Annotated in this window: 21 protein-coding genes; 12 read left to right on the forward strand and 9 right to left on the reverse strand. The window is 71.9% G+C overall.

Translation table 11 applies throughout. The annotated features are described in order from the left end of the window. The first annotated feature begins 24 nt into the window (after nt 1-24). The 4 genes from AV521_RS11635 (at nt 25) to AV521_RS11655 (ending at nt 4,458) form a co-directional block, all read left to right on the forward strand. Nucleotides 25-1,218, forward strand: coding sequence for an amidohydrolase family protein (locus AV521_RS11635; RefSeq protein WP_076087247.1), 1,194 nt, complete (start codon nt 25-27; stop codon nt 1,216-1,218). Then, complete coding sequence (locus AV521_RS11640; RefSeq protein ID WP_076087249.1) at nt 1,218-2,351, forward strand: acyl-CoA dehydrogenase; 1,134 nt, start codon at nt 1,218-1,220, stop codon at nt 2,349-2,351. The genes AV521_RS11635 and AV521_RS11640 overlap by 1 nt, the downstream gene beginning before the upstream one ends. A 120-nt stretch (nt 2,352-2,471) precedes the next feature. Next, nucleotides 2,472-3,347 carry an acyl-CoA dehydrogenase family protein gene (locus AV521_RS11645; protein ID WP_076087474.1) on the forward strand — a complete coding sequence of 292 codons (876 nt, stop codon included), beginning with the start codon at nt 2,472-2,474 and terminating at the stop codon, nt 3,345-3,347. 550 nt (nt 3,348-3,897) lie between these two features. Beyond that, nucleotides 3,898-4,458, forward strand: coding sequence for an ATP-binding protein (locus AV521_RS11655; RefSeq protein WP_076087253.1), 561 nt, complete (start codon nt 3,898-3,900; stop codon nt 4,456-4,458). 282 nt (nt 4,459-4,740) lie between these two features. On the opposite strand, the gene AV521_RS11660 is transcribed toward AV521_RS11655, so the two are convergent. Beyond that, on the reverse strand, nt 4,741-5,667 hold the full coding sequence (locus tag AV521_RS11660; protein ID WP_076087255.1) for a cyclase family protein: 927 nt from the start codon (nt 5,665-5,667) through the stop codon (nt 4,741-4,743). Nucleotides 5,668-5,753: 86 nt separating this feature from the next. Between AV521_RS11660 and AV521_RS11665 the strand changes: the two genes are divergently transcribed. The 3 genes from AV521_RS11665 to AV521_RS11675 all read left to right on the forward strand — a co-directional run bounded on the left by AV521_RS11665 (nt 5,754) and on the right by AV521_RS11675 (nt 9,041). Beyond that, complete coding sequence (locus AV521_RS11665) at nt 5,754-6,668, forward strand: SDR family NAD(P)-dependent oxidoreductase (protein ID WP_076087257.1); 915 nt, start codon at nt 5,754-5,756, stop codon at nt 6,666-6,668. Between the two features lie 175 nt (nt 6,669-6,843). Then, nucleotides 6,844-7,992: an acyl-CoA dehydrogenase family protein gene (locus tag AV521_RS11670; RefSeq protein WP_076087258.1), complete on the forward strand. Its 1,149-nt coding sequence runs from the start codon at nt 6,844-6,846 to the stop codon at nt 7,990-7,992. Next, on the forward strand, nt 7,992-9,041 hold the full coding sequence (locus tag AV521_RS11675) for a Zn-dependent alcohol dehydrogenase (protein ID WP_076087259.1): 1,050 nt from the start codon (nt 7,992-7,994) through the stop codon (nt 9,039-9,041). The genes AV521_RS11670 and AV521_RS11675 overlap by 1 nt, the downstream gene beginning before the upstream one ends. Here AV521_RS11675 and AV521_RS11680 read toward each other — a convergent pair. Further along, nucleotides 8,963-10,066 carry a GlxA family transcriptional regulator gene (locus AV521_RS11680; RefSeq protein WP_076087261.1) on the reverse strand — a complete coding sequence of 368 codons (1,104 nt, stop codon included), beginning with the start codon at nt 10,064-10,066 and terminating at the stop codon, nt 8,963-8,965. The two genes, AV521_RS11675 and AV521_RS11680, sit on opposite strands and share 79 nt — an antisense overlap. Nucleotides 10,067-10,137: 71 nt before the next feature. On the opposite strand from AV521_RS11680, the gene AV521_RS11685 reads away from it, so the two are divergent. Continuing rightward, a complete protein-coding gene (locus AV521_RS11685; RefSeq protein ID WP_179023015.1) occupies nt 10,138-11,457 on the forward strand; it encodes an MFS transporter in 1,320 nt (439 codons plus the stop codon). 148 nt (nt 11,458-11,605) lie between these two features. Then, nucleotides 11,606-11,788 (forward strand): DUF397 domain-containing protein, encoded by a 183-nt coding sequence (locus AV521_RS11695; RefSeq protein WP_371917017.1) that lies wholly within the window; start codon nt 11,606-11,608, stop codon nt 11,786-11,788. Between the two features lie 27 nt (nt 11,789-11,815). On the opposite strand, the gene AV521_RS11700 is transcribed toward AV521_RS11695, so the two are convergent. From AV521_RS11700 to AV521_RS46505, 5 genes are all read right to left on the reverse strand, one after another. Then, nucleotides 11,816-12,415 carry a flavin reductase family protein gene (locus AV521_RS11700; RefSeq protein WP_076087478.1) on the reverse strand — a complete coding sequence of 200 codons (600 nt, stop codon included), beginning with the start codon at nt 12,413-12,415 and terminating at the stop codon, nt 11,816-11,818. A 58-nt stretch (nt 12,416-12,473) separates the two neighbouring features. Continuing rightward, nucleotides 12,474-13,265, reverse strand: coding sequence for an enoyl-CoA hydratase/isomerase family protein (locus AV521_RS11705; protein ID WP_076087265.1), 792 nt, complete (start codon nt 13,263-13,265; stop codon nt 12,474-12,476). Continuing rightward, nucleotides 13,256-15,478 carry an acetate--CoA ligase family protein gene (locus AV521_RS11710; protein ID WP_076087267.1) on the reverse strand — a complete coding sequence of 741 codons (2,223 nt, stop codon included), beginning with the start codon at nt 15,476-15,478 and terminating at the stop codon, nt 13,256-13,258. Before AV521_RS11710 ends, AV521_RS11705 begins: the two co-directional genes overlap by 10 nt. A gap of 133 nt (nt 15,479-15,611) precedes the next feature. Next, complete coding sequence (locus AV521_RS11715; RefSeq protein WP_076087269.1) at nt 15,612-16,808, reverse strand: NAD(P)/FAD-dependent oxidoreductase; 1,197 nt, start codon at nt 16,806-16,808, stop codon at nt 15,612-15,614. Between the two features lie 14 nt (nt 16,809-16,822). Then, nucleotides 16,823-17,326: a hypothetical protein gene (locus AV521_RS46505; RefSeq protein ID WP_179023017.1), complete on the reverse strand. Its 504-nt coding sequence runs from the start codon at nt 17,324-17,326 to the stop codon at nt 16,823-16,825. Nucleotides 17,327-17,461: 135 nt separating this feature from the next. On the opposite strand from AV521_RS46505, the gene AV521_RS11725 reads away from it, so the two are divergent. From AV521_RS11725 to AV521_RS11735, 3 genes are read left to right on the forward strand one after another with little or no spacing between them, the layout of a single operon-like run. After that, the gene (locus tag AV521_RS11725) at nt 17,462-17,911 is read left to right on the forward strand and encodes a DoxX family membrane protein (RefSeq protein WP_076087273.1); all 450 of its coding nucleotides are present in this window, start codon (nt 17,462-17,464) and stop codon (nt 17,909-17,911) included. After that, on the forward strand, nt 17,911-18,306 hold the full coding sequence (locus AV521_RS11730) for a Zn-ribbon domain-containing OB-fold protein (protein WP_076087275.1): 396 nt from the start codon (nt 17,911-17,913) through the stop codon (nt 18,304-18,306). Before AV521_RS11725 ends, AV521_RS11730 begins: the two co-directional genes overlap by 1 nt. 16 nt (nt 18,307-18,322) lie before the next feature. Continuing rightward, nucleotides 18,323-19,186 (forward strand): GNAT family N-acetyltransferase, encoded by an 864-nt coding sequence (locus AV521_RS11735; RefSeq protein WP_076087277.1) that lies wholly within the window; start codon nt 18,323-18,325, stop codon nt 19,184-19,186. Nucleotides 19,187-19,432: 246 nt separating this feature from the next. Here AV521_RS11735 and AV521_RS11740 read toward each other — a convergent pair whose 3' ends face one another. Together AV521_RS11740 and AV521_RS11745 are read right to left on the reverse strand one after the other, a co-directional pair. Next, complete coding sequence (locus AV521_RS11740; protein WP_076087279.1) at nt 19,433-20,098, reverse strand: pyridoxal 5'-phosphate synthase; 666 nt, start codon at nt 20,096-20,098, stop codon at nt 19,433-19,435. Between the two features lie 91 nt (nt 20,099-20,189). Next, entirely contained in the window at nt 20,190-20,615 is a 426-nt protein-coding gene (locus tag AV521_RS11745; protein ID WP_076087480.1) for a pyridoxamine 5'-phosphate oxidase family protein, read from the reverse strand. Nucleotides 20,616-20,680 lie beyond the last annotated feature (65 nt).

Consider the following 20,680-nt stretch of genomic DNA (forward strand, 5'->3'; position numbering starts at 1 on the left):
CGGCAGGGAACGCGGAGGGGAACCATGACCGAACTGCCCCGCATCATCAGCGTCGACGACCATGTGATCGAGCCCGCCCACCTCTTCGAGACCTGGCTCCCGGCCAGGTACCGGGACCGTGGGCCCAAGCCGCTGACCGCCGGTATCGGGGAGCTGGCCTACGTCGGTGGCAAGTACCAGATCACCATGGACCCGGCGGGCCAGCCGACGGACTGGTGGATCTACGAGGACCTGAAGTTCCCGTACAAGCGCAACATCGCCGCCGTCGGCTTCGACCGGGACGAGATGACGCTGGAGGGGATCACCCGGGAGCAGATGCGGCGCGGCTGCTGGGATCCCGTCGAGCGTCTCAAGGACATGGATCTCAACCATGTCGAGGCGAGCCTCTGCTTCCCGACCTTCCCGCGTTTCTGCGGGCAGACCTTCGCCGAGGCGCACGACAAGGAGGTCGCCCTCGCCTGCGTACGCGCCTACAACGACTGGATGGTGGAGGAGTGGTGCGGGGGCAGCGGCGGCCGGCTGATCCCGCTGTGCCTGATCCCGCTCTGGGACGTGGAGTTGGCCGTCGCCGAGATCCGGCGCAACGCCGAGCGCGGGGTGCGGGCCGTGACCTTCTCGGAGATCCCCACCTACCTCGGGCTGCCCTCCATCCACTCCGGCTACTGGGACCCGTTCTTCGCCGTCTGTCAGGAGACGGGCACGGTCGTCAACATGCACATCGGCAGCAGCTCGCAGATGCCGGCCGCCTCCCCGGACGCCCCGCCCGCCGTCCAGGCCTCCCTCAGCTTCAACAATGCGATGGCCTCGATGATGGACTACCTCTTCAGCGGGGTCCTGGTGAAGTTCCCGCGGCTCAAACTCGCCTACTCCGAAGGCCAGATGGGCTGGGTGCCGTACGCCCTGGAGCGTGCCGACGACGTGTGGGAGGAGCACCGGGCCTGGGGCGGGGTCAGGGACCTGATCCCCGAGCCGCCCTCGACGTACTACTACCGGCAGGTCTTCTGCTGCTTCTTCCGTGACAAGCACGGAGTCGCCTCGATCGACGTCGTCGGCCGTGACAACGCCACTTTCGAGACCGACTATCCGCACGTCGACTCGACCTTCCCGCACACCAAGGAGGTCGCCCTCGACCATGTGAAGGGCCTGGACGACGAGACCGTGTACAAGCTGATGCGGGGCAACGCCATCCGCATGCTCGGCCTGGACCTCGACAAGTGATGGACCTCTCCTGCACGCCCGAGGAGGAGGAGTTCCGGGGTCGGCTGCGGGAGTGGCTCGCCAAGGTGCTGCCCACTCTGCCCGCGGGGCCGTCCCCGGACGACTGGCCCGGCCGCCGCGCCTACGACCTCGGCTGGCAGCGGATGCTGTACGACGCCGGGTACGCCGACGTCCACTGGGACGCCTCGCCGACCACCCGGCTGATCTTCCTGGAGGAGACCGAGAGGGCGGGCGCTCCCTATGTGGGCGCGGGCTTCGTCGGGCTGCTGCACGCCGGGCCGACCATCGCCGCCGAGGGCACCGCCGGGCAGCGGGCACGCTGGCTGCCGCCGATCCTGCGCGGCGAGGAGGTGTGGTGCCAGGGGTTCAGCGAGCCCGGTGCGGGCTCCGACCTCGCCGCGCTGCGCACGCGCGCGTGGCGCGACGGCGACGACTACGTGGTGAGCGGGTCCAAGATCTGGACCTCGCACGCCGAGGTCGCCGACTGGTGCGAACTGCTGGTCCGCACCGACCCGGACGCGCCCAAGCACAAGGGCATCACCTGGCTGGCCATGCCCATGGACGCCGACGGCATCACCGTACGGCCGCTGCGCACGCTCGCCGGGTCGGCGGAGTTCGCCGAGGTGTTCCTGGACGAGGTCCGGGTGCCGGTCGGCAATCGGGTCGGCGCGGAGAACGACGGGTGGCGCGTGACCATGGTGACCCTGTCCTTCGAGCGCGGCACGGCCTTCGTCGGCGAGGTCGTCGCCTGCCGCCGGGTACTGGGTGAACTCGCCCGCGCCGCACGGGACAACGGCCGCTGGGACGATCCCGTGCTGCGGCGCAGGCTCGGGCGGCTGGAGGCGGAGTTCCGGGCGCTGTGGCGGCTGACGCAGTGGAACGTGAGCGAGGCGGAGGCGAGCGGCGGGGTGCCGGGTACCGGGGGTTCGGTTTTCAAACTCCGCTACTCGCAGGCCCGTCAGGAGCTGTACGACACCGCAGCCGACGTACTCGGCCCGGGCGCCCTCGACCTGGACCGGCCGTGGGTCCTCGACCGCCTGTCCGCTCTGTCGTACACGATCGCCGCCGGCACCTCCCAGATCCAGCGCAACATCGTGGCCGAGCGGATTCTGGGCCTGCCGAAGGGGAGATGAACGCGTGCGCCGGCCGTTCGCGGTGTGGTCGGCCGGGGGCGCGCCGCGGACGGGGCGCCGATCCGGTCCGATGACGTCATGGCCGGGCGTGTTCTCGGCCTGCCCGAAGGGGAGATGAGTGTGCGGTTCCAACTCAGCGAGGATCAGCGGGCGTTGCGGGCGGGCGTACGGGAGTTGCTGGAGCGGCGGTTCGGGCGGGAGGCGTTGCGGGCGGCCGTCGACGCGCCGGGGCGGCTCGACCGGGAGCTGTGGCGGGCGCTCGGGGACGCCGGGTTCTTCGCCCTGCGGCTGCCCGAGGCGGACGGTGGGGTCGGGCTGGGGCTGCCCGAAGCGGTGCTGGCCTTCGAGGAGGCGGGGCGTGCCCTGCTGCCCGGACCGCTCGTGGCGACCCACCTCGCCGCCGGGACCGTACCGGGCGCGGCCACCGGGGAGACGGTCGTGGCGGCGGCCGACGGGGAACTGGTGGAGTGGCTGGAGGCGGCGGACGTCGTCCTCGGGGACACCGGGGGCGCCGTACCGCTGCGTTCACTGGACCCGCTGACGCCGCTGCACCGCATCCCCGCCGCGCGCGATGCCTCCGCCGCGGCCCCCTTGGCCGGCCTGCTCACCGCCGCCGAGCAGCTGGGTACCGCCGTACGCGTAGGCGAGCTGGCCGTGCAACACTCCCGGACACGAGAGCAGTTCGGGCAGCCGATCGGCGCCTTCCAGGCCGTCAAGCATCTCTGCGCGGACCTCCTCGTGCGCACCGAGACCGCGCGTGTCGCCGTCTACGCGGCCGCCGTCACCGCCGACCCCGCCGACATCGCCGCCGCCCGCCTGCTCGCCGACGAGGCCGCCGTGCGCGGCGCCCGGGACTGCCTCCAGGTGCACGGCGGCATGGGTTTCACCTGGGAGGCGGACGTACACCTGCATCTGAAACGGGCCTGGGTGCGAGCCCGTCGTGGTGGCGGGAGCACGGAGAGTGAGGAACTCCTCGCGGCGCGGCTGGCCGTCTGAGACGCCGGCAACCCCCTGGGCTGCGGTGGCGGCAAAGCCCTGGCCCAAGATGTCGCGGATCGTGGCATGCCGGTATCACTTTGCGTCGATACCCGGTTGTGTCCTTCGCGAGACTCGTCACGGCCCGGAGTCGGCGGTCCCCTCCGGTACCTTGTGTGGGATGCGAGTGGCTGCGAGCGCGGGCCGGGCCGGCGATGCCCCTGGGGCGGTGCCGGGTCGTGCGGTGCGCGGCGCTGCTCGCGGTGCGGGGGCGGCCCCGGCCGTCGCCTGTTCGATGTCCCGGCACGAGCGTCGCACAGTATGCCTCACGCGTACTCCTTCGCGCTGGAATATGCCCGAAGCCCTTGTTGGGGTGACTGTACGTCAACCATGCTGGCTCCAAAGGGAATCACGTTCCGTGACCCTTGCTCTGGCTGTTGTTCTGGCCATGCAGAAAATGGCTACGATCGTGGCTCTCGTGATCGTCGTCGCGGCTTCGGCCGTGGCGGCCTGGTGGCGTGGGGTCATGTGTCCGCCGGTTCGGATGGTGTGAGCGGTGCAGGTGCTTCAAGTGCAGCTGGAGATCCGGCCCGACCCCACGGAGGTGGGGCGAGCGAGGAGGTGGGCCCTCTCGCGACTCGCCGGGCTCGGGATAGCGGCCGACGAGCCGCTGGCCGAGACCCTGATCCTGCTCGTCTCCGAGCTGGTGACCAACGCGGTGGTGCACACCGGCCGTACGGCCGTGCTGCGGCTTTCCCTGCCGGGCGCGGAAGCGGAGGTGTCGGCGGAGGCGGAGGCGGAGGCGTTCGAGAGAGCCGAGGCTCTTGAGAGGGCCGAGCGGGCCGAGGCGGTCGAGGAGGCCGACCCGCCCGTGGCCGCCACGGTGCGCGTCGAGGTGGCCGACTGCAGCTCCCGCGCCCCCGTGCCGCGCTGCGCCGGCGGTGACGCCACCGGCGGCCGTGGCCTGGCCCTCGTCGACTGCCTGGCCGATCGCTGGGGCTGGAGCCCGGAGGGCGCCGGCAAGAGCATCTGGTGTGAACTGGACCGCTGTTCGAAGCCCCGGGAGAGCGCAACGATGGCGTACGGGAGCGGACTGTCCGCGTACGAGGGGCTCGCCTTCGAGGCGGTGTAGCGCCCGGCGCGGTGGTGCGCCGGGGATGCCTCCGTGCGCGGGTGCCCCGAACAGGGTGTACGTAACAAATCCCCGTACCGGCGTTGACGACCCGTGACCGCCTGAACACGCTTGTGGGCGACGATTCGCCGCGAGGGGACGGCGAGGGCCCGGGCGACGGCGGTCCTCGCCGAGTGTGGGTCGCACCCGGTGGGCGGCGCGTGCGCGTGACGGTGGGGGAGGGCGCGCCGCCGGCCGGCCGACGCCCCCGGGCGGGGCCCTCGGGAAACGGCGACGGGGCCCTCAGAGGATGGCCACGGGGGCCACCGGGCTGCCCGTCGCGCCGACGAACGGTTCGGGCGTCGCCGACAGCAGGAACGCGTACCGCCCCGTTTCTCCACAGGCTGTGGACAACTCTTCGAGATTCCAGTTCTGGCCCTGCGGCATCCCCATCTCCACCAGGTCCAGGGCATGTACGGGCAGCCAGAGATTCTCCGACTCGGGTGGAAATATCTCAAAAGTGAGCGTGTCGTTCGCGACCGCCGCGACATCGCGCGCATGGAACCACTCCGGTGTACGGATGGACAGCCCCGGCGACGGATAGCCGTACCCGTGCCTGTCCCCGGCCAGATACGCCTGCACCTGCCCGGTCCGGATCAGTGCGACGTCACCGGCCCGGACCCGGACTCCGCCGAACTCCTCGGCCTCCTCCAGGTCCTCCGGGGTGACCGCGTGCTCGCCGCCCAGCCGGTCCGCGCCACGCGCGCGTGCCACGTCCAGCAGGACCCCGCGCGAGACGATGTGCCGCGCCTTGTCGATCCCGCCGAACTCCGCGCCGCCGTGCGCGGTGACCGTGTGCGCCGGGCGGCCGTTGTAGAGCTTCCCCGAGTGCGAGACATGGGTGAGCGCGTCCCAGTGCGTGCCGGCCTGCAGGCCCATGGTCACCATGTCGTCGCTGCACGCCACCGTCCCCGACCCGAAAAGCTCCTGGTTGATCTGGACCATGGCGTGGAGGGGGTTGACCCGGCCGGGGATCACACCGGTCTGTATGCCGTCCTGCCGGAGCGGCAGGGCCAGCGGGATCCGGCGCCCGGTACGGACCTCGGCGGCGGCCGCGCGTACGACCTCGTCGGTGATGAGATTCAGGGTCCCGATCTCGTCGTCCGCTCCCCAGCGCCCCCAGTTGTTCACGCGCCCCGCGATCTCGTGGAACTCCTCCGGCAGTGCCATCCGGTGCCTCCCCGGGGCTTGTGTCCGCGCATCCGACGCGCCATAGAATCTAACGGACCGTCAGAAACCGCGGGAAGGGGCCGGGCGTGGGGAACTTCTTGGCAGGAAAGGTCGTCGCCGTGACCGGTGCCGGACGCGGTATCGGCCGGGCGGTCGCGCGGGCGGCGGCCGCCGAGGGGGCGAAGGTCGTCGTCAACGACTACGGCGTCGCCATGGACGGCGCCTCGCCCACCAGCGAGGTCGCCGAGGCCGTCGTCAAGGAGATCGAGGCGGCGGGCGGCGAGGCGGTCGCGGTGGCCGACGACATCTCCACGATGGCGGGCGGTCAGCGGGTCGTCGATGTCGCCCTGTCGTCGTACGGCCGGCTCGACGGGGTCGTGTGCGTGGCTGGGATCCTGCGCGAGCGGATGCTGTTCAACATGACCGAGGAGGAGTGGGATCCGGTGATCGCCACCCACCTCAAGGGCACGTTCACCGTCTTCCGGGCGGCGTCCGCGGTGATGCGGGGGCAGCGCTCCGGCACGCTGATCGGTTTCACCAGCGGCAACCACCAGGGATCGGTGTCCCAGGCCAACTACAGTGCGGCGAAGGGCGGGATCATCTCGCTCGTCCGCAGCGCCGCGCTGGGCCTGCACAAGTACGGGGTGACCGCGAACGCGGTGGCACCGGTTGCTCGTACGCGGATGTCGGCGAACGTGCCCATGGAGCTGGCGGAGATCGGCGAGCCGGAGGATGTGGCGGCGCTCGTGGTGTACCTGCTGTCCGACCGGGCTGCCGCGCAGGGCATCACCGGGCAGGTGTACACCGTCGCCGGGCCGAAGATCGCGGTGTGGGCCCAGCCGCGGGAACTCCGTTCGGTTCAGGGGGAGGGGGCCTGGACGCCGGAGCGGATTGCCGAGGTTCTGCCGGGCGAGGTGGGGGTGGATCCGATGCCGATGCTGTCCCAGCTCTCGGCGATGGAATCGGCGGCGCGGGCTGGTTCTCGGCCGAACGCCCAATAGCTCAGGGCGCGTTGTGGTGCTGCGGCTGCGGCTGCGGCTGCGTGGTGGGCTGATCGCGCAGTTCCCCGCGCCCCTGGGGGGTGCGGTGCCGTCGGCTTCGCAGTGCACGCGCGGACAAGTGTCCCCGCCCCCGGCCAGCGACAGCACCGGGCACCGAATCGGAGGTGGTCCCACCGTGGACTTCGGGTTCAGCGAAGAGGATGAGGCGTTCCGGGCAGAAGCCCGCTCCTGGCTGGCGGCGCACGCCAACCCCGCGACGGACAGACGCACTTGGGAGCGCGCCCTCGGCAAGGCCGGCTGGATAGGGCTCGGCTGGCCGGAGTCCGGACACGGCAACCGGACCGCCACGCTCACCCAGCAGGTCGCCTGGGCCGAGGAGTACGCCCGTTCGCCCGCGCCCCCGCGTTCCGGGCACATCGGTGAGAACCTGCTCGCCCCCACGCTCATCGCGCATGGCACCGATGAGCAGAAGTCGCGCTTCCTGCCCCCGATCGCGGCCGGTGAGGAGTTGTGGTGCCAGGGCTACAGCGAGCCCGGAGCCGGTTCGGACCTGGCCGGGGTGCGGACGGCGGCGGTGCGGGAGGGGGAGGGATACCGGATCAGCGGCCAGAAGATCTGGACCTCGCTCGCCCACGAGGCCGACTGGTGCTTCGTACTGGCCCGCACCGACCCAGGCTCTCGCCGCCACCACGGGCTCAGCTTCCTGCTCGTCCCCATGGACCAGCCCGGCCGTATCGAGGTCCGCCCCATCCGGCAGATGACCGGCACCAGTGACTTCAACGAGGTCTTCTTCGACGGGGCGTACGCGCGCGCGGAGCACGTGGTCGGGGGAGAGGGGCGGGGGTGGCGCGTGGCCATGGGCCTGCTCGGGTTCGAGCGGGGGGTGTCGACTCTTGCCCAACAGGTCGGGTTCGCCGAGGAGTTGGCGAGTGTGGTGCGGGTCGCCGTGGAGACGGGGGCGGTGGGCGATCCCGTCGTACGGGAGCGGCTCGTACGGCAGTGGGCCGAGCTGCGCACCATGCGCCGGCATGCCCTGCGCACCCTCGGCGGCTCGGCCGACCCCGGCGCGCCCAGCGTGGCCAAGCTGCTGTGGGCGGGGTGGCACCAGCGGCTGGGGGAGCTCGCGATGCAGGTCCGGGGCGCGGCGGCGACCGTCGGCCCCATGGACTGGTCGCCCTCGGCGCCGTACGAACTCGACGCCGGCCAGCACCTGTTCCTCTTCTCTCGGGCCGACACCGTCTACGGCGGCTCGGACCAGGTCCAGCGCACGATCATCGCCGAGCGCGTGCTCGGTCTGCCCAGAGAGCCCAAGGGGGCCGTGTGATGCGTGGTGTGGTGTTCGACGGCAAGCAGGTCCAGGTGGTGGAGGACCTGGCGGTGCGCGAGCCGGGGCCCGGCGAGGTGCAGGTGGCGATCGCGGCGGCCGGGCTGTGCCACAGCGATCTGTCCGTGGTGGACGGCACCATCCCCTTCCCGGTACCGGTGGTGCTGGGACACGAGGGGGCCGGGGTCGTCGAGGCGGTCGGCGCGGGGGTCACCCATGTCGCGCCCGGCGACCATGTCGCGCTGTCCACGCTCGCCAACTGCGGCACATGCCCGGAGTGCGACCGGGGCCGGCCGACGATGTGCCGGCAGGCGATCGGGCGCCCGGGGAAGCCGTTCACGCGGGGCGCGGGGCTGGTCCATCAGTTCGCCTCCAACTCGGCGTTCGCGGAACACACGGTCGTGAAGGCCGTGCAGGCGGTACCCATCCCGAAGGACATCCCCCTGGAGTCCGCCGCGCTGATCGGCTGCGGGGTGCTCACGGGGGTGGGCGCGGTGCTGAACCGGGCCCGGGTGGACCGCGGGGACAGCGTCGTCGTCATCGGTACCGGCGGCATCGGACTGAACGTGCTGCAGGGGGCCCGGCTCGCCGGCGCGCTCAGGATCGTCGCCGTGGACGCCAATCCGGCCAAGGAGGAGGCGGCCCGGCAGTTCGGTGCCACCGACTTCCTGACCTCGGCGGAGGGGGTGCGGGACCTCCTGCCCACGGGAGCCGACCACGCCTTCGAGTGCGTCGGCCGGGTGGAGCTGATCCGGCAGGCCGTCGACCTCCTCGACCGGCACGGCCAGGCGATCCTGCTGGGCGTCCCGCCGGCCACGGCGGAGGCGTCCTTCCAGGTCTCCTCCCTCTACCTGGACAAGTCGATCCTCGGCTGCCGCTACGGCTCCGCACGCCCGCAGCGGGACATCGCCCTGTACGCCGAGCTGTACCGTCAAGGGCGCCTGCTGCTCGACGAGTTGGTGACGGCCGTCTACCCGGTCGAGGACTTCGCCAAGGCCCGCGCGGACGCGGAGGCGGGCAGGGTGGCGCGGGCGGTGCTCACGTTCTGACCGCCGGGCCTCATGTCCTTACTCCTTACACCCGCCCGGAAGGTCCGCCGGTACGCCGTCGGCGTCACCCCGAGCGCCTGCTGGAGGTGCTGGCGCATCGACTGGGCCGTGCCGAAGCCCGTCTCGCGGGCCACCTGGTCGATGGACAGGTCGGTGGTCTCCAGCAGATGGCGGGCGCGTTCGACGCGCTGCTGGGTGAGCCACTGGCCGGGGCTGACCCCGACCTCCTCGCGGAAGCGGCGGGTGAAGGTGCGTACCGACATGGCCTCCTGCTCGGCCATGTGCCGCAGCTGGATGGGCTCGTGCAGCCGGCCCAGCGCCCAGGCGCGGGCCGCGGTCGTCGTGGCCAGCTGCGGGTCCGGGACCGGGCGGTGGATGTACTGGGCCTGGCCGCCGTCGCGGTGCGGGGGTACGACCGTGAGCCGGGCGACCTCGTTGGCGACCGCCGTACCGAAGTCGCGGCGCACCATGTGCAGGCACAGGTCGAGCCCGGCGGCCACGCCGGCCGAGGTGAGCACGTCGCCGTCGTCGATGAACAGCACGTCCGCGTCCACCTTGATCTTCGGGAACATGCGCTGGAACCGCTCGGCGTCCCGCCAGTGCGTGGTCGCCGGGCGGCCGTCGAGGTATCCGGCGGCGGCCAGGACGTAGGCGCCGGTGCAGATGGAGGCGAGCCGGGTGCCGGGGCGGATCCGGGCGAGGGCGGTGGCCAGTTCGCCAGTGAGCCGGCCCTCCTCGAAGACCGGGCCCAGCTCGTACGACGCCGGGACGATCACCGTGTCGGCCTCCGCCAGCGCCTCCGGGCCGTGCGGGACGTGCACGGCGAAGTCGGCGTCTGTCTCGACCGGGCCGGGCGGCCGTACCGAGCAGGTCACGACCTCGTACAGCAGTCGCCCCCGCTCGTCCTTCGGCCGGCCGAAGATGCGGTGCGGGATGCCCAGTTCGAAGGGGAGCAGGCCGTCGAGGGCGAGGACGACGACCCGATGCGGCCGGAAGTCCTCGGATCCTTCAGCTACGACACTCATGGCCCGATCCTAGCGAATACTGTCCCTCGGGCCACTCGATGCGCGGGACTGGAAAACGGACGCTTGATGACGTGACTCAGACAAGCCCAGCCGCAGCCTCGTCCGCAGCCCCCGTCCAGGCCGCCCCGCCCGCCCGGCGTCACCGCGTGCACCGCGCCTGGTTCGTCGCCGCCGTCACCTTCGTCACGATCATCGGCGCGGCGGCCTTCCGCTCCCTGCCCGGCCTGCTCATCGACCCCCTGCACCAGGAGTTCGGCTGGTCGCGCGGCACGATCGGCGCGGCCGTCTCCATCAACCTCGCGCTCTACGGCCTGACCGCACCCTTCGCCGCCGCGCTGATGGACCGCTTCGGCATCCGCCGGGTGGTCGCGGTCGCGCTGATCGTGATCGCGGCCGGTTCGGGCCTGACCGTGTGGATGACGGCGGCCTGGCAGCTGTGGCTGTGCTGGGGTCTGCTGGTGGGCCTGGGCTCCGGTTCGATGGCGTTGGCCTTCGCGGCGACGGTCACCAACCGCTGGTTCACCGAGCGGCGCGGGCTGGTGAGCGGCATCCTCACCGCCGCGTCCGCCTCCGGCCAGCTGATCTTCCTGCCGCTGCTGTCCTGGATGGTCGAGCACCACGGCTGGCGCCCGGCGGCCGTGACGGTGTCCCTGGCCGCCCTCGCGGTGGTCCCCTTCGTCTGGATCCTGCTGCGGGACCATCCGGCGGACATCGGCCAGAAGCCGTACGGCGCGCGGGAGTTCATACCCAAGCCGCCGCCGGTGACGGGCGCCGCCCGCCGCACGCTGAAGATCCTCTCGACCTCCGTCCGCACCGGCACGTTCTGGCTGCTCGCCGGCACCTTCGCGATCTGCGGCGCCTCCACCAACGGGCTGATCCAGACCCACTTCGTGCCCGCCGAGCACGACCACGGCATGCCCGTCACGACGGCGGCCTCGCTGCTCGCGGTCATCGGCGTGTTCGACGTCGTCGGCACGATCGCCTCCGGCTGGTTCACCGACCGCTTCGAACCCCGTCGCCTGCTGGCGGTGTACTACGCCCTGCGAGGCCTCTCCCTGCTCTTCCTCCCGATGCTGCTGGGCCCCGCCGTACACCCCCCGATGCTCTTCTTCATCGTCTTCTACGGCCTCGACTGGGTGGCCACGGTCCCGCCCACGCTGGCCCTGTGCCGGGAGCAGTTCGGCGAGGACAGTGCCATCGTCTTCGGCTGGGTACTCGCCTCCCACCAGGTCGGCGCGGCCCTCGTCGCCTACCTCGGCGGCCTCGCCCGCGACGTCTTCGGCTCCTACGACCTCGTCTGGTACGCCTCCGGCACCCTGTGCGCGGCAGCGGCCCTGATGTCCCTGGTGATCAGGCGACGACCGGTGGTTCCCGTGCCGGCGGCGGCCTGAAAGGGGAGCGAGGGGCGTCGGTCCTCGAAGGCCCTGAAGACCTCACCGCTTACGCCAATATGTACGACCTACTACGATCGTCGGCACTGGCACCGGACGCGAGCGCGAATCTCATCCGTGGCGTACAGCGGAGCTTGAAGGAAGACCCATGGTGACCGAGGTTGTAGGCCCCTTCCGAAAGTCGTCGTACTCAGGAGCCGAGAGCAACTGCGTAGCGGTCGCCGACACCGCCGACAACGGCCGAGCCGTCCGCGACAGCAAGCGGCCCGCCGGTCCCCTCCTCGCCGTCTCCCGCGACAGCTGGCAGGCCTTCCTCCAGCAGTTCGCGTAGGCCACGCACGCGGCAGTGAAGGGCGCCTCACGCCTGGGGAGCAAGCCGGGCGAACCGCCCCCGGTGGAAGAGGAGCGGATCGGCCGGCTCCTCCGTGCCGAGGGCGGTCACCCGGCCCACGACGATGAGGTGGTCGCCGCCGGTGTGTACGGCGTGGATCGTGCAGTCGATCCAGGCGGCAGCGCCGGTCAGGCGCGGGGAGCCGGAGACCGGCGCCGCGTCGTACGGCACGCCCGCGAACTTGTCCGCGCCGCTCACCGCGAAGGCCCGGCACAGTTCGCCCTGGCCGGCGCCGAGGACGTTGACGCAGAAGACGCCCGCGCGGGCGATGCGGGGCCAGGTGGCCGACGTACGGCCGACCATGAAGCAGACCAGGGGCGGGTCGAGGGAGAGGGAGGCGAAGGACTGGCAGGCGAAGCCGGCGGGGCCCGGTTCGCCCTCGGCGGCCGGGGCGGTGACGACCGTGACCCCGGTCGCGAAGTTCCCCAGCACCCGCCGGAACTCGGCCGGGTCGACCGGGGCTCGCTCGTCCTGCCGTACGCATCGCAACTCCGGCCGCGGCAAAGGCTCCACGGCCCTCGGCCTCAGATACCGGACGGCGGCGGCCGCCGCCCCTGCGTGTCCCATCACGTCTCCCATTGAACCTGACGGTATGTCAGATTGGAAGCCCGGCGACCGGTGCCCCTCACCGGCCCCGGAACTCCGGCCCGCGCCGTTCCGTGAACGCCCCCAGGCCCTCCTGGGCGTCCTCGGTCGTCATGTTGATCTCCTGGGCCCAGGCCTCCGCCGCGAAGGCGGTGGCGCGGTCCGTTTCCAGGGAGGTGTTCAGCAAGTGCTTGGTCAGGGCGAGGGCACGGGTGGGGCCGGAGGCCAGGCGGGTTGCCCATGCGTGGGCCGTTTTCCGCAACTCGCCGTCCGGGACGGCCCGGTTGACCAGGCCCAGGCGTTCCGCCTCCGGCGCCGGCAGGGCGTCGCCGAAGAACATCAGCTCCTTCGCCCGGTGCGGGCCCAGCAGCCGGGGGAGGAGGTAGGCGCCGCCGGCGTCCGGTACCAGGCCCCGCCGTACGAACACCTCGATGAAGCGGGCCGACTCGGCGGCCAGGACCAGATCGCAGGCGAACGCCAGATGCGCGCCCAGGCCCGCCGCCGTGCCGTTCACCGCGGCGAGCACCGGCTTCTCGCAGTCCAGGACGGCCGCGATCAGGCGTTGGGCGCCGAGGCGCAGCATCCGTGCCACATCGCCGGGGATCCGCTCGCCGGAGCCCGCTCCACCGCGCAGGTCCGCGCCCGCGCAGAAGCCGCGACCCGTGCCGGTCAGGACCACTGCCCGGATGCCCGGGTCCGCCGACGCCTCCGACAGGCGGTCGACGAGGGCGTCCCGCATGTCCGGGGTGAGGGCGTTGAGGGCGTCCGGGCGGTCCAGCGTCAGGTACGAGACCTGTTCCCGCACCTCATGGCCGATCCCGCTCACCTGCACACCACCAGCGCGTCCAGCGCCACCGCGCCCTGCCCCCGTGGCAGGACCATCAGCGGGTTGATGTCCAACTCGGCGACAGACTCACCTAGTTCGAGGGCCATGCGCTGGACCCGGAGCACGACCTCCACCAGGGCGTCCCGGTCGGCCGGTGGGCGGCCGCGGACGCCGTCCAGCAGGGCCTGGCCGCGTAGTTCGGTGAGCATCGCGCGGGCCTGGTCCTCGCCGAACGGGGGGACGCGGACGGCCGCGTCGTGCAGGACCTCCACCAGGACTCCGCCGAGGCCGACCGTCACGGTCGGGCCGAACAGGTCGTCGTGCGTCATGCCGACGACCATCTCCACGCCCTGTTCGACCATCTGGCACACCAGGATGCCGTCCAGCGAGACTCCCTCGTAGCGGGCGATGTCCGTCAGCTCGCGGTAGGCGTCGCGGACCTGGCTGGCGGAGGTCAGCCCGATCTTCACCAGGCCCAGTTCGGTCTTGTGGGCGATCTGCGCGCCGGAGGCCTTCATCACCACCGGGTATCCGACCTGGGCGGCGGCGCGTACGGCCGCTGCCGCGCTGGTCACCAGCTGTTCGCGCGGGACCCGGATGCCGTAGGCGCGGAGCAGTTGTTTGGCAGCGTGCTCGCTGAGCTGCTGGCCGGGACGCATCAGGGCCTCCGCCTTGCGGAAGGAGGGGGAGGGGGTGCGCGGGGCCTCGTCGAAGGGGGAGTGGTAGTCGCTCACGAACGTGTGGTGGTCCAGCCAGGCCCGGACCGCCGTCAGGCAGTTGCCCACCGTGCGGAAGGTGGCCACCCGGGAGGAGCCGAGCAGGGTCTCGCGGTACGCCGGCTCCGTCCCCACCGGTGAGCCCCACACCACGCACACCAGCTTGTCCGTCTCCTCGGCCGCCGCGACAAGGTCCGCCACGAGCTTGTCGCTCAGAGGCGGGAAGGGTCCGGTGATGGGGCAGATCAGGACCCCGACCGACGGGTCGGCGAGCAGCGCGTCAATGATCTTGCGCCCGCGCCGGTCGCCCACCGGATGGCCGCCGTTGTCCACCGGGTTGGCCACGCTCAGATACTCGGGGATCCACTGGTGCAGCTCCGCCTGCCTGGCCTCGGACAGGCGGGGCAGCCGCAGTCCGGCCGCCGTGGCGAGGTCGGCGGCATGGGCGCCGGTGCCGCCGGAGATCGAGTAGACGGCCACACCGTCCGCCAGGGGAGCCCGGGCCCGCGCCAGCAGGGCTGCGGTGTCCTGGAGTTCGTCGAGGCCGTCGACCCGTACCACCCCGAACTGGCGCATCGCCGCGTCCACCACGTCGTCGGCGCCGGTCAGCTTGCCGGTGTGCGAGGCGGCCGTACGGGCGCCGGCCTCGGTGCGGCCCACCTTCACCGCGACCACCGGCACCCTGCGCCGGGCGGCGCGGTCGGCGGCCAGCAGGAAGGCGCGACCGTCCTTCAGGCCCTCCACGTAACAGGCGATGGCGCCGACCTCGGGCCGCTCGGCGAACCAGGAGAGGAAGTCGGCGGTCTCCAGGTCGGCCTCGTTGCCGGTGGGTGCCCAGTGCGAGAGCCGGATGCCCAGCTCCTGGAGCGAGAACACCGGGCGGCCCTGGTGGCCGGACTGGGTGATCAGGGCGATCGCCGGGCCTTCCAGGTCCTCCCGGAAGTGCTCGAAGGCGTTCAGGTTGGTGTTCGGGCCGAGCAGGCGCAGACCCGAGCGGCGTACGGCCTCCGCGAGCCGCCGCTGGGCCTCCGCGCCCGCCTCGCCGGTCTCGGCGAACCCGGAGGCGAAGGCGACCGCGAACTTCACCTTGGCGTCCGCCAGTTCCTCGATCACCGGCAGCGGGTCGGCCACCAGCAGTACGGCCAGGTCGATCTGTCCGGAGGGCAGGTCGGCGACGGAGGCGGCGCAGGGGATGCCGAAGACCGACGGGCGGGTCGGATGCACCGGGTACACCCGCGCACCCACCCGCTCGGCCCAGTCCAGCAGTTGCCGGGTGATCCCGGTGTTCGGCCGTCCCTCCGCGTCCGAGGCGCCGATCACGGCGACCGACTCGGGCCGGAAGAAGCGGGTCAGGTCCGGTACGTCCCCGTACAGCGGCCGCCCGCTGACGTCCAGGTCGTCGACCTGGTCATGGACGACGGGTCCGGGCCGCTGCTCGCCGCAGGCGATCACGCGGGCCCGGCGGGAGTCGGTGGTGAGGGTGCCGTGGGTTGATCCAAGCATCGGTCCGCCCGCTCCTGTGAGACAGCACAAGTAAACTGACGCACTGTCAGATTACTGAACTGACGCAATGTCAGGAACGGGTCGGACGTCCAAAGTTACCGACGGGTGCGAGCGCCCCCGCGACTGGTGCCGGTCACTTGTGGGTGCGCAGATACCCGGCCGCCGCCTTCGCGATCCTCCCGGCGTCCAGCGCCATCTCCCGGAGCATTCCGCTGATCGGGTTGGTGAAACCGGTGAAGTACAGACCGGGCGCCTCCGTGGCCGTACGGCCGCCGTGCGCCACCGGCCTGCCCCGGTCGTCCAGTATCCCGAGATGCCCGACCAGGCCCTCCAGCGCTCGTACATACCCCGTCGCCGCGATCACGGCGTCCGGCTCGATGCGGCTGCCGTCGGCGAGGACGACCTTTCCGGGGTGCCCGCCCTCGAAGGACTCGACGGCGGCCACGACCTCCACCTTCCCCTTGCGTACGGCGTCGATCAGGCCGACGTCCTGCACTGGGACGGCGCCCTCCAGGACCCTGCTGTACAGGCCGGTGTCCGGGCGGGGCAGGCCCTGGACGGACAGGTCCGGCACGGCGACCTTCGCCTGGATCCGGCACAGCCGGTCCACGAACCGCACCGGCAGCCGTCGTACCAGCACGCCCGAGTACTGCGCGGGCCAGCCGAGCGTCGAGCGGCGCACGAGGTGCGGGACGGTGCGGACGGCCAGCCGCACCCGTGCGGCCCCGCCCTCCACCAGGTCCACGGCGATCTCGGCGCCGGTGTTGCCGACCCCGACGACCAGGACGTCCCGGCCGGCGTACGGCTCGGCGTTGCGGTAGCCACCGGCGTGCAGGAACTCCCCGCCGTAGTCCGCGAGGCCCGGCCAGTCGGGGACGTGAGGGGTGTGGTTGTAGCCGGTGGCGACGACCACCGCGCTGCCGGTCAGCTCGCGCCCGCCGGAGGCGTGCAGCAGCCAGCCGTTGCCGTCCTCGGCGCGCTCGACGCGGAAGACCTCCACGCCGGTGACGATCTCCAGCTCGTGGTGTTCGGCGTACCTCTCCAGATAGCGCACCACGTTGTCCCGGGAGACCCAACGGCCGAACCGCCGGGGGAATGCGAGACCCGGCAGGGCGGACAGCCGCCGGGTGGTGTGCAGTTGCAGGCGGTCGTAGTGCCCGCGCCATGAGGTGCCTACGCGATCGGCTTTCTCCAGCACCACGGCCCGTATGCCCCGTGCCCGCAGCGCGTACGCGGTGGCCAGACCGCCCGGACCGGCGCCTATGACGTAGACCGGGCGGTCGGCGGGCGTGGCGGAGAGATGCACGGAGGCACAGCGAGAGACGGCCATGTTCCGGAGCGTAATCACCCATCCGGTTGATGGGTCTCGGTCAAGACCGGAATTGGTTGCGGATTGATCACGCGTGTGGAGAAGTATGCGCTGCAAGTGACGTAGCCCACGCGGATAAGGCGAAAGTGCGCGCTACTTCTGCTTCCTCGCGCGGTGGCCGCTGATCTCGCCGATCCAGGTGATGAAGGCGCTTCGGAGGCGTCCACGGCGGCGCCGTCGATCTCGACCGGGACGCTGACGATCAGGCTCTGGTACTTCGCGTCGACGGGGTCGGCGACATAGGTGATCGCCTTCCAGAAGTGGTACCTCACCGAGTGCGTGCTGCCGTCGGTGCCCGTGACGCTGGTCGTGAACTCGGTGTACGCGTCTGGGTCGAAGACGAGTGAGGGCGAGGAGAGCGAGGGGGACGAGGGGGACGAGGAGGGCGACCACTCGGGCGCCGCCGAGCCGCTCGACGCCTGCGCGCTCAGGGTGATACCGCCGACCGCGGCGGCACCGGCGGTGGCGCCGATGCCCATGACGACCGTCCTGCGCTCGACTGCCCTGTGCCTCACCTTGCTGCCTCTCGGCCGCCGGGCTCCTGACCTTGCGCTTGCGAACGTATGTGGACCCGCAGGTGGGCTTCATCGGCTATCTGACGTACCGTCAGATCCATGGACTCCATATGGCTCGGCGGCGCGGAATGGCTGGCGGTGCTGCGGATCGGCCTCGGTCTGTGGTGGCTGGAGAGCTGGCGGCACAAGGACAAGAAGGCCTGGTTCGAGCGTGGCAGCGGCATCGCCTGGGCGGCGGGGGTGGCGGAGAAACACCGCTGGGCGCCGGTGCGGACCGGCTTCGAGACGATGGTGAAGCCGCATCCCAGGCTGATGGCGTACATCGTCGCCTACGCCGAACTCTCCCTCGGCCTCGGTCTGATCCTCGGCTTCCTGACCCCGATCGCGCTGCTGGGCGGCCTGCTGCTGAACGCGATCTACTTCGTCCTGATGATCCACGACTGGGCGGAGCAGGGCCAGAACTCGATGATGGCGCTGATCTCGCTGGTCGGGTTTTTCGGGATGGCGTGGCAGTCCTGGTCGCTTGATGCCTGGCTGGGGTGGTTCTGATGGGGGCGGTACGGTACGACGTCCCCGAGCCCGACGCCTTCACGCGTCCCTACTGGGAGGCTGCCGCGCGGGGCCTGCTGCTGATCCGCCGCTGCGGGGCCTGCGGCCGGGCCCACCACTACCCCCGCGAGTTCTGCCCGCACTGCTGGAGCGAGCAGGTGGCCTGGGAGGAGGCGAGCGGCCGGGCCGCGCTCTACACCTGGTCCACCGTCCACCGCAACGATCTGCCGCCCTTCGGGGACCGTACACCCTACGTGGCCGCGGTGGTCGATCTGGCGGAGGGGCCGCGGATGATGACGGAGGTCGTGAACTGCGCGGAGGGATCCCTGGCGGCCGGGATGGCCCTGCGGGTGACGTTCCGGGACGGAAAACCGGTGTTCGAGCCCGGCGGTTGAGCCCGATCATGGGCGAATGCGCCCAGAGAACTGGCACCTCACCGAAGACCTCGACGAGTTCCTCTCCCACGCGGGCGCCTTCCTGCACTCCCAACCGGCCCTGCACACGGTGACGTTGACGGTGACGGACACGCTGCGCCGCCGTGGACTTCACCTCTACGGCGCCGAGGCCCCGCTCTTCGGTGTCCTGGACGACGGCACGGTCCGCGCGGCCCTGCTCCACACGCCGCCGTTCCCCGTCCACGTCGGCCCGCTCGCCCCGCCGGAGGCCGAGGCCCTGGCCGTCCGGCTCACGGAGCTGGGCCGCCCGACGCCCGGGGTCTCCGGCCCGCGGGAGACGGCGGAGGCCTTCGCGACGGCCTGGCAGCGGCTCACCGGTACGGCGGGTACGGTCCACCAGCGGCAACGGCTGTACCGGCTGGGTGAGTTGACCTCCCCTGAACCTGCGCCGCGGGGCCGGGCGCGGAGCGCGGGCCCCGCGGACCGCGAGCTGCTGGAGCGCTGGTATCTCGAATTCAACGAAGGAGCCGGACTCGACGTCGGGCTCGACCCGGCCGAGTGGGCCGACGTCCGCCTCGCACACGGCGGCGTGACCCTCTGGGAGGAGGCCGACGGCACGCCCGTCTCCATGGCAGCGGCCACCCCGGTGGTCGCCGGCCAGGCCCGGATCGCTCCCGTCTACACCCCGGCCGAGCTGCGCGGCCGCGGCTATGCGGGCGCGGCCACGGCTGAGGCGAGCCGGGCCGCGCGCGAGCGGGGCGCCTCGGAGGTGGTCCTCTTCACGGACCTCGCCAACCCGACCAGCAACGGCCTGTACCAGCGGATCGGCTACCGGCCGGTGGCGGACTTCACGGTGTGGCGCTTCGGGGAGCGGCGATGATTCCGGTGACCGGCGCGAGCGGGGGAAGGCCGGCGGGGCTCTCCTGGAGTGTCTTCATGCCGCCGGTGCGGCCACGGGGGCGGCATACCGCGATCCGCGGACCACGTGCCACGGACCGGAACCGGACCCGCCCGGACGACGCTCGGACTCAACATGGTGGACCTCACCGGCCGCGCGCCCCTGGGTCTCGCCGATTCCGTACGACGGAACCGCCACGTCTTCGAGTGACCGAGGGCGTGGCTCGGCTCACGGCCAGAGCAGCCCCCGGCTCCAGCCGAACTCCGTGCTGCGGTACTCCAGGCGTACGTGCCGCCGGTCCGGGTCGCCCTGGAAGAACTCCACCGTCTGCGGGTGCAGCCGGTACAGGGTCCAGGTCGGGGACGGTTCGGCCGGGTTCTCGCGGGCCCGGTCCCAGGCCGTCTCCGACGCCTGCCGCAGCTCGTCCAGCGAGGACAGCTCCTCGCTCTGCCGGCCGGTGAGCGCGGCGGCCAGGGCTCCGGTGGAGCGGGCGCGCAGATCCGCCTGGCTCTCCTCACAGGGCGCGGATGTCACCGGTCCGCGCATCCGTACCTGGCGGCCCAGCGCCGGCCAGTAGAAGGCCAGGGCCGCGTGCGGGTGGGCGGCGAGGGCCCGGCCCTTGCGGCTCGTGGCGTGCGTGGCGAAGGACCAGCCGTCCGCGTCGGCGCCGTGCAGCATCACGATCCGTACGTCCGGCTTCCCCTCCTCGTCCACCGTGGCCAGCGACATCGTGTGCGGCTCCGGCTGCCCGGCCGCCACCGCGTCCGCGAACCAGCTGGTGAACAGGGCCAGCGGGGTCGACGGGGCGGTGTCCGGGGCGAAGACGGGCAGCGTCGTCGTCGCCGCGTCCCACACCCGCAGCGACCTCAGCAGCGCCGGGAGATCAGTTCCCATGCCCCCATGGTCACATCCGCCCCGCAGGCTCACATCCGGCCTCGCACGCACGTACACCTGGCCTCCTATGCTCAGACCCGGCCTCGCGTGCTCACACCTGGCCGAGATCCGACGAGACCCACCTCTCGGGACGCATATGGACCACCACCTGCTCCCCGTGGTTCTTCCAGGCGAAGTCGACGTAGCCGTCCACCTTCTCGGCCGGCAGATAGCGCGCCGAGATCTCCCGCAGCCCTTCGAGCGTCGCCGGAGCCGTGTTCACCACCGGTCCCTCCACCGACACGTACCTGACCGTCGGCTCCACCCGCTCGACCATCAGCGTGAACCGGCCCGCCGCGCTGATCAGGGCGTACTTGCGGGACTCCCGCCCGGTCATGATCCACACGTCGCCGCCGGGCTCGTACCAGTACCAGATGGGCACGGCCAGCGGCGCGCGCCCCGGACCCGCGTCCACCGCCAGCGCGGCGATGTGCGGCTCGGCCAGGAACGCCTCTCGCTCTTCGCGGGTCAACGCCATGTCGGTCTCCTCCGGCGGCTCGTCCGTGGCCGGTGACAACACCGGCCGGTACGAGCCGTCTTCCC

This window comes from Streptomyces sp. IMTB 2501 (assembly GCF_001953885.1).
Lineage (GTDB): Bacteria > Actinomycetota > Actinomycetes > Streptomycetales > Streptomycetaceae > Streptomyces.